General features: G+C 44.3%; 14 protein-coding genes. 4 read left to right on the top strand and 10 right to left on the bottom strand.

Going from position 1 to position 16,808, the window contains the following annotated elements:
- Positions 1 to 28 precede the first annotated feature (28 nt).
- From ISR87_04000 to ISR87_03990, 3 genes are read left to right on the top strand one after another with little or no spacing between them, the layout of a single operon-like run.
- Positions 29 to 1,705 carry a HAMP domain-containing protein gene (locus tag ISR87_04000; GenBank protein ID MBL7024596.1) on the top strand — a complete coding sequence of 559 codons (1,677 nt, stop codon included), beginning with the start codon at positions 29 to 31 and terminating at the stop codon, positions 1,703 to 1,705.
- Positions 1,695 to 3,035, top strand: coding sequence for a sigma-54-dependent Fis family transcriptional regulator (locus tag ISR87_03995; GenBank protein MBL7024595.1), 1,341 nt, complete (start codon positions 1,695 to 1,697; stop codon positions 3,033 to 3,035). The genes ISR87_04000 and ISR87_03995 overlap by 11 nt, the downstream gene beginning before the upstream one ends.
- A 20-nt stretch (positions 3,036 to 3,055) precedes the next feature.
- A complete protein-coding gene (locus ISR87_03990; protein ID MBL7024594.1) occupies positions 3,056 to 3,574 on the top strand; it encodes an archaemetzincin family Zn-dependent metalloprotease in 519 nt (172 codons plus the stop codon).
- A gap of 16 nt (positions 3,575 to 3,590) precedes the next feature.
- Here the strand turns inward: ISR87_03990 and ISR87_03985 are convergent, their stop codons facing one another.
- From ISR87_03985 to ISR87_03950, 8 genes are read right to left on the bottom strand one after another with little or no spacing between them, the layout of a single operon-like run.
- Positions 3,591 to 5,108: an NAD(P)-dependent oxidoreductase gene (locus ISR87_03985; protein ID MBL7024593.1), complete on the bottom strand. Its 1,518-nt coding sequence runs from the start codon at positions 5,106 to 5,108 to the stop codon at positions 3,591 to 3,593.
- Between the two features lie 45 nt (positions 5,109 to 5,153).
- A complete protein-coding gene (locus ISR87_03980; GenBank protein MBL7024592.1) occupies positions 5,154 to 6,692 on the bottom strand; it encodes an NAD(P)-dependent oxidoreductase in 1,539 nt (512 codons plus the stop codon).
- Positions 6,685 to 7,089, bottom strand: coding sequence for a hypothetical protein (locus ISR87_03975; GenBank protein ID MBL7024591.1), 405 nt, complete (start codon positions 7,087 to 7,089; stop codon positions 6,685 to 6,687). Before ISR87_03975 ends, ISR87_03980 begins: the two co-directional genes overlap by 8 nt.
- Positions 7,090 to 7,148: 59 nt before the next feature.
- The gene (locus ISR87_03970) at positions 7,149 to 7,640 is read right to left on the bottom strand and encodes a HyaD/HybD family hydrogenase maturation endopeptidase (protein ID MBL7024590.1); all 492 of its coding nucleotides are present in this window, start codon (positions 7,638 to 7,640) and stop codon (positions 7,149 to 7,151) included.
- Complete coding sequence (locus tag ISR87_03965) at positions 7,630 to 9,336, bottom strand: nickel-dependent hydrogenase large subunit (GenBank protein ID MBL7024589.1); 1,707 nt, start codon at positions 9,334 to 9,336, stop codon at positions 7,630 to 7,632. The genes ISR87_03970 and ISR87_03965 overlap by 11 nt, the downstream gene beginning before the upstream one ends.
- Before the next feature lie 24 nt (positions 9,337 to 9,360).
- Positions 9,361 to 10,500, bottom strand: a complete 1,140-nt coding sequence (hybB, locus tag ISR87_03960; GenBank protein MBL7024588.1) for a Ni/Fe-hydrogenase cytochrome b subunit — start codon at positions 10,498 to 10,500, stop codon at positions 9,361 to 9,363.
- Positions 10,501 to 10,509: 9 nt separating this feature from the next.
- Positions 10,510 to 11,484 carry a hydrogenase 2 operon protein HybA gene (hybA, locus tag ISR87_03955; GenBank protein MBL7024587.1) on the bottom strand — a complete coding sequence of 325 codons (975 nt, stop codon included), beginning with the start codon at positions 11,482 to 11,484 and terminating at the stop codon, positions 10,510 to 10,512.
- A 7-nt stretch (positions 11,485 to 11,491) separates the two neighbouring features.
- Positions 11,492 to 12,637 carry a hydrogenase small subunit gene (locus ISR87_03950; GenBank protein MBL7024586.1) on the bottom strand — a complete coding sequence of 382 codons (1,146 nt, stop codon included), beginning with the start codon at positions 12,635 to 12,637 and terminating at the stop codon, positions 11,492 to 11,494.
- A gap of 574 nt (positions 12,638 to 13,211) precedes the next feature.
- Between ISR87_03950 and ISR87_03945 the strand changes: the two genes are divergently transcribed.
- Positions 13,212 to 15,680 (top strand): phosphodiester glycosidase family protein, encoded by a 2,469-nt coding sequence (locus tag ISR87_03945; GenBank protein MBL7024585.1) that lies wholly within the window; start codon positions 13,212 to 13,214, stop codon positions 15,678 to 15,680.
- 19 nt (positions 15,681 to 15,699) lie between these two features.
- Here ISR87_03945 and ISR87_03940 read toward each other — a convergent pair whose 3' ends face one another.
- Together ISR87_03940 and ISR87_03935 are read right to left on the bottom strand one after the other, a co-directional pair.
- On the bottom strand, positions 15,700 to 16,155 hold the full coding sequence (locus ISR87_03940; GenBank protein MBL7024584.1) for a GNAT family N-acetyltransferase: 456 nt from the start codon (positions 16,153 to 16,155) through the stop codon (positions 15,700 to 15,702).
- Between the two features lie 2 nt (positions 16,156 to 16,157).
- On the bottom strand, positions 16,158 to 16,646 hold the full coding sequence (locus ISR87_03935) for a chloramphenicol acetyltransferase (GenBank protein ID MBL7024583.1): 489 nt from the start codon (positions 16,644 to 16,646) through the stop codon (positions 16,158 to 16,160).
- Positions 16,647 to 16,808 lie beyond the last annotated feature (162 nt).

The following is a 16,808-nucleotide window of genomic DNA, read 5'->3' as shown; positions in this document are numbered from 1 at the left end:
TAGCCTAAGATGCATAATTGGAGGGGACATGAGTTCAAGGGATAACGGCTTTTCGCCACCTCAAACAAAACCTGCAACCATCTGGGATAATCTAAAAAGACCCAATTCACTCTATGGTCGCCTGGTTATCCTGTTATCCTCCATGTCTTTACTGTTATTTGTATTTCTTGCCTGGCTCATATTCTCAATGTCAAACAATTATCTCGAAAATGTGACCAAAAGGTGCGGGAAGCGGATGTCTACAGTCATTGATCACACGATCCGCAGCAGCATGATTAGTGAGGATCACGCGGAACTGACGGAAGCACTGGCAAAGGTTCAAGGCGTTCCCGGGGTTAGCGCCATCCGTATTTACAACGATGAGGGTGAAATCAAACACTACTCTCCCGGTGCTATGAATAGCAGCCATGGAGAGGATTCCATGTTACCCTGTACGCATTGCCATACATCTGTTGACCCGGGTCAGTGGGGTATGCCTGAAACTTGTGTCTATAACATCCAGGGTGCTGAAGGTCGTACCATGATTGTTTTATCTCCTATTATGTCCACACCAGAATGTCGTTCCTCAGGTTGCCATCAGACCAACGACGACTCCGAAGTCCTGGGTTTCATGGAAATTAAATTGCCACTCACTGAGCTGGATAAGGCCCTGAGCAATATTCTATATGAATATTTTGGCATCATCATGCTCTTCCTCTTACTGCTCATGGCAACCTTGCTATTCTTTATTGAGCGACGGGTAAATCGGCCTTTAAAGCGGATAGTGGATGTGAGTCAATCCGTAACGGCTGGAAACCTTTCCGTTCGTGTAGATGTGAGTAAAAACGAACTCAGAGATGTCCATCAGGTTGGGATGGCTTTGAATACCATGTTGGAATCCATCAATCAAAGTAACCGCGAAATGCATCAGTGGTCCAATGACCTGGAAAACATGGTCAGAATCAAATCTGAGGATATTGCTAGATCGCAAAATGAAATCTATCAGATCGAGCGCCTTGCTTCATTGGGCCGACTGTCATCATCTGTGGCTCATGAAATAAATAACCCCCTGGCCGGGGTATTGACTTATGCGAAACTAGTTTCACGCATACTCCAAAATTCAGAGCTCACCGAGGATAGAAGGGTAGCCATCCTGAAACATCTGGATATGATTCAATCTGAAACCACTAGATGTGGTAATATTGTTAAGGGTCTGCTTAATTTTTCCATGGATAGTAGTCAAAAATTTGAATCGCTACATGTGAATGAAGTGCTTGATGAAACAGCACAACTGATTCAGCACAGTTTTCAAATTTCGGATGTCAGACTCATTACTGATTTTTCAGCATCCAGAGACCAGATCAAAGCCAATGGAAACCAGGTGATTCAGGCCTGTCTGGCTGTGTTGACCAATGCATTGGAGGCCGTGGATGAAGGTGGAGATGGTCTGGTCACCTACCGTAGTTATAATCCCGATATGAAGCATGTTGTCATTGAAATAAAGGATAACGGGATTGGAATCTCTGCCGAGGACCAGGAGCATATGTTTGAACCCTTCTTCTCCAGGAAGAAGGAAATGTCTGGAATAGGACTGGGGCTGGCTGTAACCTATGGCATTTTAGAGCAACACAATGGAAAAGTTTATGTAGATTCTGCACCAGGCAAGGGTACTTCAATTAAGTTTAAATTTGAACTTTCAAACGGGGGAACCGAAGATGGACAATAATCTCTCCATTCTAATCGTTGATGATGAGCTCTCAGTACGTGATTCACTCTCAAACTGGTTCATAGAAGACGGCTATTCGGTTGACACGGCCGAAGATGCAAAAGTCGCACTTAAAAAGATTGAGGCTTTTAACTTTCATATTATTCTGGTAGATATCAAGCTCCCTGGCATGGATGGGCTGGAATTAAACCGCAGGATAAAATCCATCAATGATGAAGCAGTAGTGATCATCATGACTGCTTTTGCATCAGTGGATTCCGCTGTTCAGGCTTTAAAAGACGGTGCCTATGATTATGTCTGTAAACCTTTTGATCCAGATGCTATCACTCACATCATTCGTAACGCCAGCAAAACCATCCATTTGAGTAAGGAGAATATTTCCCTTCAGGATCGAATTAAAAGCCTGGTCAACGTTGAGGATATTATTGGCGAAAGTGAAGGAATTCTCAATGTCCTGGAACAAGTCAGAGTGGTAGCTGAAACAGATTCCACAGTTATCATCAATGGCGATAGTGGTACGGGCAAAGAACTCATTGCCAAAGCCATTCATATGAATTCCTCCCGACGTTTCTTCCCAATGGTTACCGTTCATTGTGGGGCTATTGCAGAAAATCTCATGGAAAGTGAGTTGTTCGGGCATGAGCGGGGTGCCTTTACCGGTGCTCAGTACGCCAGAAAAGGCAAGTTTGAAATGGCCGATGGGGCAACCTTGTTCCTGGACGAAATTTCGACCATATCAATGAAGATGCAGATTGAACTATTGCGGGTTCTGGAAACCAAAACATTTACTCGCGTTGGCGGAAATAGGGAGTTCAAATCAGATTTCCGTGTGATTTGCGCCACCAATCGGGATCTTCAAGCCATGGTGAATGCAGGAGAGTTCAGAGAAGATTTATTCTACCGCCTAAATGTATTTTCAATCATAATTCCACCCTTGCGAGAGAGAACCGAAGACATCAAACTTCTCTCAGAGCATTTTGTAAAATTCTATGCCGAGCAGATGAACAAGGAAACTAAATATATCGGTAAACGAGCCGCCAAGGCTTTGAAAAATTATGATTTCCCCGGCAATGTTCGTGAATTGGAAAACTTGATTGAACGGGCTATCGTTATCGGTACAGGTGACACGGTACAACTCAAAGATCTGCCTTTAGATCATGTCGCAGCTAAACCCACCTGGGAATCAATTCAGGAGATGGAACATCATCACATCAAGGGTATCCTTGAGAAATACGACTGGAATATATCAAGAGCTGCCAAAGCACTTGGGGTCGATCGGGTGACTTTATACAGCAAAATTAAGAAGTATAAAATCGAGAAAGCCAAATAGAAGCGATCAGGGCTGTCTAAATGTCCCGGATCAGGATCATCCCTCTGCAATTCGCTGGTGTTGAGGTGTTGGAGCAAATGATACCTCCCATCAGTGCCCGGTTCAAAATGGAAACCTTAGTAAGTGCGCACAGATTTGATCTTACCCCCTTTTTTGATCCTGTGCGATCTCAATACAATGCAAATGATATCATTCAGAAACTGGTGCCTCTGACTGATGAGGGTGATAAGATTGTTGGTGTTACCGACCTTGATTTGTTTATTCCTGTCCTGAGCTACATTTTTGGACAGGCCTATCTGGGAGGGTCTGTTGCTCTGATTTCCGGACATCGCCTGGAAAACGCCCGATACGGAATGACCAATGATCCCAAACTTTTCTCAGAAAGACTACTGAAATGCATCATTCACGAACTGGGACATACCTTTGGTCTGAAACACTGCCTTTTACCAGGCTGCGTCATGACTTCCACAACCTATGTTGAGGAAATGGACCAGAAATCAGATCAATTCTGCCGAAACTGCAAAATTCAGTTAAAATAGGTCTTATTCTAAAAATCTAGCGAGGGACGTTTTCATAAACATCTTTGATTTCATCCATTGCCAGTTGAATGGCTAGAGTGATGTAATCATGGACCAGCAATTTAATACTCACAAGTTTGGGATTATTATAGAGCCCGTGTGTGATCACATCTCTAGTATCTGTCAACGCTCCGCATAATTCCTTCAGGCTGACGTCTTCCTCCATTCGACGGTGAGACAAATCTCTGGCAAAAGTGATCATGATCGACCGATCTCCATGTCTGACGGATGTGAGCAAATGGTTATACACAACATTAATGTACCATCTCAGATCTTCAACAGGCATTTCCTGATAAAAGCTCAAGCGGGCCTGGTTGTAAGGACTCCTGATTGTTTGAAATACCTTCTCAACCAATTCCTCATGCATGCGAACCATTTCTTCGGCCAGAATCAATGCTGGTCTATTCCGATGGAAGCGACCTATCCTGTCAATATTCATTCTGTGCCATGTGTCTGGTTGTGTTTTTAGATTTTCAATGAGATGTAGTAGTCGTCTGTCTAATTGATGCCTGGCTTTGGGTACCCAGTCCAGTGTATTTCTGGTATATGAACAATCTGTTGGAAAAGATTTATCAATATAGTCAGTCATCCACAGTCTTTCAAAGGGACGCCGTCCAATTAATCGACCCCAGATATCTCTGAACTGGACACCGATCCGGGCAATAAACTTTGGAATAAATATGGGAACCTTTTCTTTGCCATAATAGTGTCTGGTTGAAAGGAGAAAGAGTTCTTTTAGCGACATGGGTTTATCAGAACTGGCCAAAAATATGTTTAAGTCTTCCAGCTGCTCAGATTTTTCAATTATTCTTGCAAACAAGGCGATTATGCAACACACATGAATGTAAGGAATTGCCATGGTCCCATATCCTGGCAGGATGCGTGAATCCCAGCGATTGGATAACCAGATTTTGAGGAAATGATACAGAGGTTCGTATTCGCACCAATCACTACACACCGCGGCTAACCTGACAATAGAACAGGGGAAATTTTGTGAAGCGATCTTAACAAACTCCTCACCCTTGCGTTTCGTGATAGCATATGGATATTCTGCATCTGGAGTGCTTTTTTCATAGACCAGATCTCCAGGTTCAGGAAATTTGCTGGCAACCAGTGAGCTGGTAAAAATGAACCGTTTTACCTTTGTTTCACTGGCCAGTTCCAACAGTTGCTGGGTGGCGGCAACATTGGTTTTTTCATAAATTTCGGAGGAAACCTGGTCCCCAAAATCATAATAGGCAGCGAGATGAAAAATAAAATCAAGATCGAGTTTGCCTGTGGCAGCTCGAAATGCTTTTTCAAGTTGAGCCGCGTCCATAAGATCCACCAGGACCCACTCCAGATTGGGGTGAGGATCGAGTCCAACTTCCTTCTGGGCCCGACGGGCGAAAGCGATCACCTGGTGATTTGGACACAGATGTTTTACAAGATGGCGACCGATGAACCCGGAAGCACCTGTGATGAGGACAGTCTTATTGGTATTTTGAAGTCCCATTTTTTCTATCCAAGTTTGATCTCTGGATCAAACGGTAGTTGCGGACTATCTGTTATGAAATCGAATGTAGGAGGCAGGAGCTTGAGCAATATCGTATGCGTCTTCGATTTCATCTACTGCCATCTGGATGGTCAGGTCAATATCGTCGCGGATGCGCTTCTCAAGATGCTTAACAGAATCAAATTTAAGAAGGTGCTGAATGACTAGATCAGAGAGCGTTTGGTAGACATCAACGACCTCCGCTAATTTAAAGCCTTCATGGATACGAATACTAGCTATAAATCGTGCATAGTTGGCCAGGGATAAACGATCACCTGTGCGCACTGAAACCTTTAATAAATTGTACACAATACTCAGATACCAGGACAGTTTTTCAGTTTCCATTTTCTTATAGGAATGGTATCGAGTGGGGTCTTCAACGCTCATAATTTGATTGATTAAAGCGCTGAGTATTTCTTCTTCCTGATGGACCAGCGCAACAGATATTTCAAGGTTCGGTCTTTCAGGGTTCTTGAATAAAGCCAGGGCATTCTTCTGGTGCCACTCGATGGGGTAGGTTTTCATGTGCTCAATCACATGTAGAATTCTACGCTCCGGCCGGTATCGTGGAATAACATTCCAATCCAGTTCATTCCTTGTATAGGAAGCATCCACATCCATACGTTCGTCAATGTACTTCATCATCCAGGGACGTTCAAAGGGACGACGACCGATGAGTCGGCCGGCTAGATCCATGAGAGACACACCCACCCTGGCCAGAAACACAGGCATATGTATAGCCTTGCGCGTATCCCCAAACACAAATCGGGTACTTAAGTCATAAAGCTCCTGGTGACTCGTGCTTTCATCCGGACTTGCAATGAGCACATCAAAGGGCTTCAACTTTTCTGTTTTGTCAAGGATGGTTTTTAACATTCTGACAAGTGAAACGATGTGAATGTAGGGAACCGCTGATTCTCCCCGACCCCCAAGTACTCTTGATTTCCATGATTTAGATGACCAGGTGTCTATAAATTTATAGAGTGGTCCATATTCACACCAATCGCTGTACACAGCCGCAAATCTCACCACAGTACACGGGAAGGTTGTTGACCACTTCCTGGCCATAGCCTCACCCGCTATTTTTGTAACTGCATATGGGAAATCTGCATCAAGAGAACTCTCTTCAGTGAGTCTATCCCCCCGCTGAGGAAATTCTGAGACCACCAGAGAGCTGGCAAAAATAAATCTTTTAAGACCCAGGTCTGCTGCTGCTTCAAATATTAGTTGGGAGCCCTGAACATTGGTGCGGTGGTATTCCTCATTAGGCTCATTGGAAAAATCAAAAAAGGCTGCGAGGTGAATAAAATAATCGGCACCACCGCTTGCTTTGATTTCATCCATGGCGTCATGGACATTTTTAGCATCGGCGACATCAACCAGTAACCAGGTGATATTTTTGTGTCTCGGAATCCCAACTTCCTGTTGACTGCGTCGGGCAATAGCGAAAATTTGATAATTGTCCTGGTAGGTTTCTACGAAGTTCCTGCCAATAAATCCTGAAGCTCCCGTGATAACTATCCTGGGGAGGACGTTGTCAGTCAACCACTTCCTCCTCGGTGTACAATTCAAGGAAAAACACCATGACCAGTAAACCCATCAAACCATCGCTGACTGCGGAAATCGCTATGACAGGTACCATTTCTGAGAACAGGAAATAGAAAGCCAGAAAAAAGAATGCAATCCATTTGGCAATAATGATGAATAAGATCAAATTTTTCTCGCCCAGTGGGTTTTTAGCCGCCAATAAATAGGCGATAGTCATAACGACGTGAAAGACGCCGCCCTGGGTGGAGAAGAATCGATAGGGGTCCACAGTGAATCCAAACCAGGAAAGCACACCGAAAGGGAGAACTATAAGGGCTATTCCCACACAAAATGAATGCAAGGCTATGAGAAATAGCAGCAATTGAAAGAGGGAAGTATTTTTAAAGATTTTCATGGCTCTAATGCGTTCAAATATCACGCCAAGGTATTTGTCAACATACTTAAGAATTCAAGTTATTGCTTGTGGCTCTCTATTCCCCACTCTTTAAGAATGTGCAGAGCATTTTCAATAACCTTGTCGAACACCCCTTTTATGGTTGGTGTCATTTCCAGATCAAGATTTTCCATGGATTTGGGCTGTATCCCCAATAATGTCATCCTCTTAGCCTTCTTATCCAGAAGTTCGGCGACACTTATCAGGTCTGATAAGCCCAAATGATGCAGAGATATTTTAGGGTCAAGTTGAGCGAGTATTGCATCGTCCTCCAACTTACCCACAGTACCAGGCTCCATCTCAAAATTTACTGCATCAATAATTAAAATGGATTTTTCAGGTCCAAAAAAAGGCAGAAGATCGAGACCGCTGGTTCCCCCATCAACGATCTCGATTTCTGGCTTAAAGTGGTAATGTTCCTGGAGGTGGTTAGCAGCATGGACCCCAATACCCTCATCTTCCATGAGGATGTTGCCCAGGCCGAGGACGACCACCTCTGGGCTAGAGGACATGGACTTTCGAAATATCCTTCCGCTTGTTATCATGCAGGTGGATTGCGCATGCAAGACAGGGATCGAAAGAGTGTACCGTCCTTAAGACCTCAAGTGGTTTTTCCTCATCTGCAATAGGATTCCCCATGAGTGAAGCTTCGTAGGGTCCTACTGCATCATCATCATTCCGAGGTGCAGCATTCCAGGTGGAAGGTACCACGGCTTGATAATTCTCGATTTTACCATTCTTAATAACTATCCAATGCGAAAGAACCCCACGAGGTGCTTCATGAAAACCAAAACCCTGCTGTTCACCCTTGGGAAAAACAGGTGGGTTGAAAGTTGTCATATCGCCGCTGGCGATGTTGTTAATCAAGTAATTATAGTTTTTCTCAAGTTCTTCAAACAGAACGGCTGTTCTGATTGCCCGGGCAGCGTGACGGCCCAGCGTTGAATGAAGAACACTGATTGGTATATCAGATTTGGAACCGGTGATGGCTTTGATCTTGGCAAAAGCAACGCCAGCTACTTTCTGGGTTGTCTCATGACCCTGGGCATACATGTTCAATACGTTTGCCAGAGGACCAACCTGGGCTGGTTTGCCCAGGAATGTTGGTGCTTTCACCCAACTATATTTTCCATCATCTTCAAAATCAGTATAATGAGGTTCAGTTTCACCCTTATACGGATGCAGATTACTCTCACCTTCATACCATGAGTGTTTCACACTTTCCTTGACTCCGTCACGGAAATATTTGTCCTGGAAAGAGGTGATTGGTTTGAGTTTACTGATATCGCCACCAGGAATATATCCACCGGGAGTTCCAAATTGGGTGCCCTTGGTATCAGTTGGAAAATCTGGAACTGACAGATAATCCATGACACCTGAGCCATAACCCAACCAGTCCTGGTAGAAGGAGGCAACCACAGCCACATCCACGATATAGGCATTGTAGATAAAGGATTTCAACTGATCCATGAGACCCTTGACCATCTGCAGACGTTCCATGTTCAATGCAGCTTGACTATCGGGATTGATAGGATTGGAAACACCACCAACTGCCAGATTCTGGATATGGGGTGTTTTTGAACCGAGAATAGTCGTGATTTGGTTGGCTTTTCTCTGAATCTCAAAGGCTTCCAGATAATGGGCAGCCGCAATGAGATTGACCTCTGGTGGTAATTTCATGGCGGGATGTCCCCAGTAACCATTGGCAAAAATACCCAATTGTCCTGATCCCACAAAGGTCTTCAGCTTATCTTGAACAGCCTTGTATTCCTGCCAGCCATTATTGGGATGGTCAGACAAACTCTGAGCAAGTTTTGAGGCAGCTTTCGGATCAGCGGACAGGGCTGAAACAATATCCACCCAATCAAGAGCTGACAGATGATAGAAATGCACGATATGATCGTGAATACCGTGGGCAGCAATGACCATATTACGAATAAATTGTGCGTTAACGGGAATTTCCATTTCAAGGGCATTTTCAACTGTCCGTACGGAAGCAATGGCGTGAACTGTTGTACACACACCACAGATTCTTTGGGTAAAGACCCATGCATCCCGTGGATCGCGGCCTTTGAGAATGGTTTCGATACCACGCCACATTTGACCTGATGACCAGGCTTTGGAAACCTTGCCATCCTTAATATCACAATCAATTCTTAAGTGTCCCTCTATGCGAGTGACCGGATCAACTACGATTCTTTTACTCATTTATATAATCCTCATATCTTCAGTTTATGATTGTTTGATTGCCGGTAAAACCGGGAGTTTTTTGACGAATATCAGATAAGCCATGATCTCAATGGAGATGATACCAACGGTGATCATTATTTCTGATGCTGATGGAAAGTAATGATAGCCAACACCGGGATTGAAAGCCACGAGGAAGGTGTCAAAACGGTAGAGTGCTCCTGCCAGCAGCATTGATCCAGACGACCAGAACAGAGTGGTAGCCTTCATGCGGTTTTTAGCTGAAGCCAGCATGATAATGGGAATCAGGAATAAGACATTCTCCACAACAAAAAAGGCACCCAACATACCATCATTAAAAATATTACCCAGTTGACCACGCCATATCAGATCACCAAAACGGAGTACCAGGAAGAAAATCAATAAGGGAATCATCATGACGCTGAGTTTTCCCAGGATGGGTGTCTCATCCAAAGGTCGTTTCAAGGCCGCAGCTGAGAACAGAGACTCGAATATCACTATTGCATAACCCATGGTGATGGCTGTTGTCAAGAACAGCAGGGGTAACCAGCCGGTTTGCCAGATTGGTGAAAGTTTTTCACCGGCAATAATCATGAGCGATCCAAGGCTGGACTGATGCATAGTTGGGAGTAACACACCCAGGGCAATAAAGAAGAAGAGGAACTTGTTAAGTTTCTTCTTTGTCTCCAACGATTTTTTATGCTCCAGGAATGTTGGTGAAAACTCAATCCACAGAACAAAAACATAGGCACCAATACAGGCTGCTACTTCGAACATGATTGAGTTCAGGTTGATGTGCCAGGGCAGAAATACATTATACATCTGCCAGTAGCGACCGATATCAATAAAAATGGATACACCAGCAAGGGTGTAACCAAAGGCACTGGTCATTAAAGCGGATCTAACCAAGGGATGATATTCACCCTTGTTAAATATGTAGACCAGGAGGGCGATTGAATATCCACCGCACCCCAGGGCTGTTCCAACCAGTACATCATAAACAATCCAGATACCCCAGGGGTAACCATCTGAAAGATTGGTGACAGCACCAATTCCAAATAGAAACCGTTTGATCAGGAGTAAACCGGCGATCATAACCAATCCAAGTAAAACCCAGAATGGCTTGGTGAGCAGTTTGCCACCGAGAGCTTGTTTTTCGTGCATAATCAGCTCCTATCCTTCTGAATTCTTGGTTGTTTGATAAGCACCATAGAGCAACCCACCCAGGAGTGCAATCGGTGCAATCATGCCTTTATAAACGCCATGCTGAATACTCTCTGATTTGGAAGCAGAGGAATTCGCCGAAAGCTCAGGCAGACCCAGTTTGGTAAAAGGAATGGCAGAAAGTAAAAGATACTGAGTACCGCCTCCTTCTTGTTCACCATAGATGTAATTGATATATGGTGCCACTGTCTTGGGACTAACATCACCTTCGTCCAGACTGCGCATGGGATACTCATAGGTGCTCCCGGCAACCAGCTTGATTCTTTTCCTGGCTTCTTCCAACAGATCCGTAACCTTACCAAATAGTGAAGCGCCTGTGGGACAGAACTCACAGCAGGCTGGCATACCACCTTCAGCTTGACGGTGGTTGCACATTTCACATTTCACGATCTCAGGAATGGCTTCAGCATATTCAAATTTCGGTACATTATATGGACAGGCTACCATGCAGTAGCGACATCCAATACAGGCATCTTTGTCATACTCTACAATACCTGTTGTGCTGTTTTTGGTCAGGGCTGTCACTGGACAGGCTGACACACAATCAGGATCAACACAATGCATACAGGCTTTTTTTACAAAGGCAAAGCCATTCTCTTCACTATTACGTGTCGAGGCATCACCATGCTCATAGAGTTTGATTTTATTCAGGGTCTTTTCTGAAAGATCGTAGGATTCATCCCAGATTCCTTCTACACCCCTTGCTTTTTCTAAATTTGCACTTTCAGGCGGCATATCATTATACTGCTTACAAGCTGCCTCACAGGCTTTGCAACCGATGCAGATGGTACCATCATACAGGATACCTACAGCATCTGCCGACAAAGTCTTTCTGATACCGGCAAAAACACTTGTGACATTACCCACAGTCAACGCGCCAGCTGAAAGAACCTTTAAAAAATCTCGTCGTTCAAGGTTCATCATAAACTCCTTATGCGTCTGATTCGGGAGCAGTTTCTTCTGCCTTCATCTTTTTTGCAGCCATGGCACTGGCACCAACAATGACACCACCCACGGCTCCTGCAACTGCAGCACCACCGATAGTGATGCCACCTGCTTTGTCACCAGAGATTTGGGCATATGATGCAGGTGGAGTATCGGTAAATACTTCAGACTGCTCATGGATATACTTGGTGAATCCGACCCCTTCTTCAGAGCAGCCAAAACAGGGATGACCCGTTCCAACCGGCCAGGCACCTGAGCCCACATCACCATAGAGAATGGAGGAACAATTGTTAAAGGTTTCGGGACCTTTGCATCCCAGTTTGTATAGACAGTAGCCTTCACGATGTCCATCATCGCCAAATTGCAGAGCAAAACGACCTGCATCAAAATGAGGACGGCGTTCACAATGTTCATGGATCAGGCGACCGTAAGCAAATTTTGGTCTGCCCTTACTGTCAAGCTGAGGTAGTTTTCCCAGTGTGAGATAGTAGAGAACTGTTGAGAGAAGATTATATGGACTGGCAGGACAACCTGGCAAATTGATAACCGGTTTCTCTGTAATAATTTCATGTACACCGGTAGCTCCAGTTGGATTGGGGCTTGATGATTGAACGCCTCCCCAGGAAGCACAGGATCCAATCGCCACAACTGCCGCAGCCCTATTTCCATAGTCATTCAAGATATCCAAAGCGGTTCTACCAGCTATCTTGCAATAGATACCATTTTCTTTAACTGGAATGGAGCCTTCCACTACCAGAATATATTTCCCTTCATTCAGCGTAGCAGAATCATTCAGGGATTTCTCGACCTGATGACCAGCCGCGACACAAAGTGTCTCGGAATAGTCCAGGGAGATCATATCCAATACCAATTCTTCAACGGTGGGATGCGTTGCTCTCAGGAGTGACTCGGTGCATCCAGTGCATTCCTGGAAGTGTAACCAGATTACAGGGGTCCGGGTTGGACTTGTAATGGTTTCTGCAACCCTTGCCACCATGGAGGCAGGCAGTCCCATTGCAGCAGTAATGGCAGTACAAAACTTCAGGAAGTTTCGACGGCTAACTCCTTGTGCTTCCAGCTCTTCTGAGATGGAAATGTCTAAGGATTCAGTGGATGTTAATAGTTGTCCCATTCATTTACCCTTTCCAGCTATTGTTAACGCCTTTGGCTTTTCATCAGAATGATGGCAAAAGTCAGAATGAATCTGACACTGAGATGAATTCGAATAAGAGCGATGTGTAGAATACACAGCGGAAATTCATGATAGAATTTGTCTTAAAAGATTCATTTTTCTCAGTAATTGCGTAAGGAATATAATGTGACAATCGGTAGTTACAAATACTGTATTTACACATAAAATATTTTTCATAAATGGGTATTATTATTGACTTTTGATGACATTATTTGTCATGTTTGTTTGAGCGAAAAGTTAATACCCATAAGGACATTGAGCGTGGCAGGTTATCTGGTTTTATCAAAAATATCAATTTGTGCAAAATATTAACAAACTGCTATAACCAGAATTTTACAAGGTTATATTCTTGCCATTAGAGGAAACTTAATGAGAATTAATTCAAATTTTCAGGACCCCACCTCCACCCTCAAAAAAAATGTAAATACATTTTTTGTCTGGCATGGGAGCATGGGAATTTGATAGATCATGACGCCAAATAAATATCAGGCCCAACCCAAACGGAGATAAGCTCATGCAAAAAACATCCTTATTGATGATGATTATCGCGCTTTCCTTTACCACACTGGGAGCACAAGAGCTCACCAGCCGACCCGTTGGTCCCGGTATCATTCACCACCATGCCTATCTGCCAGGTGGTCCCTGGCATATTCAAATTCTTGAGATTGATCTTAATGATACAATGAATACCCTTGAAACGGTGAAGGCATTCAACGCCATCGAGGGGTATGAGCGAACCTCATCCATGGCCAACCGCATGAATACCCCGGGTCATACCGTCATTGGAGCCATCAATGGGGATTTTTATGCCAGTGGCGGTATAACTATTGGAGCTCAGATAGCCAAAGGCACCCTGCTAAAGCGACCCTATCCCCGCTCAGTCTTCGCCTTAAGTGAGGACAAGCAGCCCTATATAGGTATTGTGACTTATAATGGGCAGGTGAGCAAACAAGATTCTCTGAGCCTAACCATACATGGGGTTAATGAGGTTCGGAATGCTGATCAACTCGTTCTATATAATAAATTCTCTGGTTCGAATACTGGCACCAACCAATGGGGTGTGGAGCTAGAATTAGAATATCTGGCAAATCCAGTCGGGGTGAATGAAGACATTGTGGCCCTGATCACAGCCAAAGACAGTATTCTTGAAACTGGCCATGGCAATATGGCCATACCGCAGGGTATGGGAGGAGTTCTCTCCGGTCATGGTATTTCCCGCGATTATATCAATGAGCACTATTTTGTTGGTGACACACTTATAATCCGACTGAACCTGCCACCCTCAACCTCTGTGCTAACTGAGTTGATCGGTGGAACACCACGAATAATTAGAGATGGAATCGAAAGTGTGGAATGGGAAGCTGAGGCTGTGGGCTCAAGCTTCGCTCATGATCGTCATCCCAGAACTGCTGTTGGATTTAACGCAGATAGTACTGTGGTGTATTTGTTTACTGTAGATGGCCGACAAGGCGGCTATAGCGTAGGCATGAGCCTCTTCGAGCTGGCAGACTACATGCTGGAGTGGGGCGTCTATCAGGGAATTAACCTGGATGGTGGTGGCTCAACAACCATGGTGGTACGCGGAGATGTGGTTAGCAGCCCCTCGGATGCAGGTGGAGAACGTTCAGTGGCAAATGCCCTCATGGCTATCTCAAAAGCCCCCCTGGGACCGCTGGCATATATCAACTTACCCTGGGAGGAAACCTTTACCCTTGTAGAAAGTCAAATTCAATTCCATGTCACAGGAACTGACAGCTACTATAACCCGGTTACTGTAGATAGTGATTCAATTCTCTGGTTCTGTGACGCACAAATTGGTTCAATTTCAGAAACAGGTCTATTCACTGCTTCTGATACTGAATCCAGTGGGTTGGTAATTGCACAACATGGGATTATTAATGATACCATGCTGGTACATGTAACAGACATAGCCAGTCTCGTGCTCACCCCAGATCCAGTCGTACTGGAAATTGGCAATATCCAGCTCATGAGCGCTGAAGCCCGGGATGGTTTTGATAACCTGATCCAGGTGGACTATGAGTCATATGACTGGTGGGTAACACCTGATATTGCTACCATATCCTCAGATGGGGCCGTATTCGCACAGAATGCTGGCTCTGGCTCGATTGAAGCATCATATCGGGGTGTAAGCGGGTCTGTACCTTTGCTGGTGGGCAGCTCCACATCAGTCATCCTGGACAACTTTAACAATACCAGCAATTTTACGCTTAGCGGTGCTGTCATAAATTTGTCAGAATGTAGTTTCGTCCCAGATACAGATCAATTTGTCTCAGCACCATCTTCTGGAAAATTGAATTATAGCCTGGTGACAGGTGGTACCAGTGTACTCTACATGAATTGCAATATACCTATTTCCGGAACACCTGAGTCGGTCTCAATACAGGTTTATGGCGACAATTCTGCACACTGGATTCGAGGTGAATTTAAAAACGCCAACAACGAAAAATTCATTCTCAATTTTACAGATGCAGCTCCAGGTATTAACTGGGACAATGAGTGGCAAGAAATCACCATCATGCTCACAGAAGCAGTACCTCACTGGGGCAACCCAAATGCTCTCCTGAGCTTTCCCATCACCTGGACAAAAATTTATCTGGCTGAAACGGACGACAATAATAAGAACTCAGGAAGTCTCTATTTTGACGACTTCAGGGTGAACTTTATTTCCAGTGAAGTCAAAGAGTCGCGACCAATCAATCCAAAAATGTTTCATTTAGAGGATCATTTCCCAAATCCCTTCAATGCCAGCACAAGCTTCCGATTCAGTATTCAGGAAGCTGGTATTCTCGAGTTGCGTCTCTATAGTCTGGATGGTCGTGAAGTGGACAGTCTGAAACAGGATGCCAGACCTGGTAGTCTCATTCTCAATTGGGAGGCAAATAATCTTCCCAGTGGGGTTTATGTTTTTAAAGCGACATTGGGAAATCAGGAACTTTCAGGAAAATGCCTATTGGTGAAATAGCCCTGCTGAAGATTTGATTTTAGTCGGGATGAGGTCTAAAGGTTTTACTCATCTTATAGTGCGGAAGGCCGACCTCCTGGAATTCATTTCCCACAATTGCATAACCCATATTCAAATAAAACCCATGGGCACTCATCCGTGCGTGAAGCACGAAAATCTGAAATCCAAGATTTAACAGATAGGCTTCAAATGCCATGAAAAGTCTTTTGCCCACACCCTGGTTCTGGTGGTCCTCAGAAACAACCATTTGCTTGATACGCACTTCATGAGTGGCGGTGGGAATCCCAATGACACTGGAGACCAATTCACCACTGTCGTCAAAGGCACCAAAATGATAATAACGGGATTCCTGGCTCAAGTCATCATATGAACCATCAAAAAGATCCATCCCAATCGGTTTTCTAAGGATTTGATGCCTCAATTTGAGGGATGCCTCGTAGGCATCGGTTCCATGATGAATTATATTATATTCCAAGTCTAGCCTTCTAAAATATTTTCCGGCAAGTTAGCACAAGACTGAAAGCCTTCAAAATACTGTCCCATGTGAAAACCATCCATGAGAGCGTGGTGGGCTTCTATTGAAATTGGCATGCTTGTGGACCCATTATCGCTGACATATTTTCCAAATACAATCTTGGGGATGCTGTCTCCAATTCCATAGTTTCTGGGGTGACTCAATCCCCGAAAATGAACCCAGGGAATCACCGAGTAATGTACTTGTGCCAAATTATGATCATGGTCATCCAGAAGGCTTTCCGGCTGGCGGCAGTTTTCTATTTGCTCCAGAACATGAGCTTCAAATGCCTTAAAAGATTTGAGGTAGTCGAAATAACAAAAGGTGAATACCTCATTCGTTTTGAGGACTGTGGATCCAGCTGAAATTTTTGCATAATCCACTACTTGATTATCCACTATCCGATAACGAAATTCTTTAATTTTATTTACCTGAAGTTGGGAAATATACAAATAGGCAGCGAAAAATGAGTGACCGCGAAGACAATATATGAAAAAGCAGCGCCCTCCCTGGTTAATTTTGGTTTGCCAACGTTAATCAGCCAGAGAAGGAGGCGCTGCATCATGAAATATATAGGGATGGATGCTCACAGCAAAAACAGTTATTTCGTAGTT

The sequence above is a fragment of the Candidatus Neomarinimicrobiota bacterium genome (assembly GCA_016784545.1).
Lineage (GTDB): Bacteria > Fidelibacterota > UBA8477 > UBA8477 > JABMPR01 > JABMPR01.
Note: the sequence above shows the minus strand (reverse complement) of the source record. Positions and strands in the feature narration are given on the sequence as shown.

Excerpts from the sequence above, each read along its gene's own strand:
- ISR87_04000 (MBL7024596.1), top strand. The coding sequence starts at position 29 with ATGAGTTCAAGGGATAACGGCTTTTCGCCACCTCAAACAAAACCTGCA.
- ISR87_03995 (MBL7024595.1), top strand. The coding sequence starts at position 1,695 with ATGGACAATAATCTCTCCATTCTAATCGTTGATGATGAGCTCTCAGTA.
- ISR87_03990 (MBL7024594.1), top strand. The coding sequence starts at position 3,056 with ATGTCCCGGATCAGGATCATCCCTCTGCAATTCGCTGGTGTTGAGGTG.
- ISR87_03985 (MBL7024593.1), bottom strand. The coding sequence starts at position 5,108 with ATGGGACTTCAAAATACCAATAAGACTGTCCTCATCACAGGTGCTTCC.
- ISR87_03975 (MBL7024591.1), bottom strand. The coding sequence starts at position 7,089 with ATGAAAATCTTTAAAAATACTTCCCTCTTTCAATTGCTGCTATTTCTC.
- ISR87_03970 (MBL7024590.1), bottom strand. The coding sequence starts at position 7,640 with ATGTCCTCTAGCCCAGAGGTGGTCGTCCTCGGCCTGGGCAACATCCTC.
- ISR87_03965 (MBL7024589.1), bottom strand. The coding sequence starts at position 9,336 with ATGAGTAAAAGAATCGTAGTTGATCCGGTCACTCGCATAGAGGGACAC.
- hybB (MBL7024588.1), bottom strand. The coding sequence starts at position 10,500 with ATGCACGAAAAACAAGCTCTCGGTGGCAAACTGCTCACCAAGCCATTC.
- hybA (MBL7024587.1), bottom strand. The coding sequence starts at position 11,484 with ATGATGAACCTTGAACGACGAGATTTTTTAAAGGTTCTTTCAGCTGGC.
- ISR87_03950 (MBL7024586.1), bottom strand. The coding sequence starts at position 12,637 with ATGGGACAACTATTAACATCCACTGAATCCTTAGACATTTCCATCTCA.
- ISR87_03945 (MBL7024585.1), top strand. The coding sequence starts at position 13,212 with ATGCAAAAAACATCCTTATTGATGATGATTATCGCGCTTTCCTTTACC.